The sequence below is a fragment of the Pseudomonas sp. FG35 genome, from assembly GCF_057809295.1.
This window is the reverse complement of sequence record NZ_JBMDJR010000043.1, coordinates 1-314: the sequence shown is the minus strand read 5'-3', so window position 1 is coordinate 314 and position 314 is coordinate 1. Positions and strand designations below refer to the sequence as shown.

Here is a 314-nt window from a genome sequence, read left to right as displayed (position 1 = left end):
CCCTGTTACCGCCGTGAAAGGGCGGTGTCCTAGGCCACTAGACGAAGGGGACACAAACCTTCTATACAAATGATCAGCGCTGAGTACTGATCGATTCAAGGCCGGTGTGGCCAGACCTTGAACTGTAAATTGGTGGAGCTAAGCGGGATCGAACCGCTGACCTCCTGCATGCCATGCAGGCGCTCTCCCAGCTGAGCTATAGCCCCGGATTTTTCGCCTCTCGGCGGAGCGACATCTTGCAACATCACTTCTGTAAAACTGGCGTCCCCTAGGGGACTCGAACCCCTGTTACCGCCGTGAAAGGGCGGTGTCCT

General features: G+C 56.7%; 1 tRNA gene. It reads right to left on the bottom strand.

What is annotated here, in order from left to right:
* Positions 1–130: 130 nt before the first annotated feature.
* Positions 131–206, bottom strand: a tRNA-Ala gene (locus tag ACODTD_RS28825).
* Positions 207–314 lie beyond the last annotated feature (108 nt).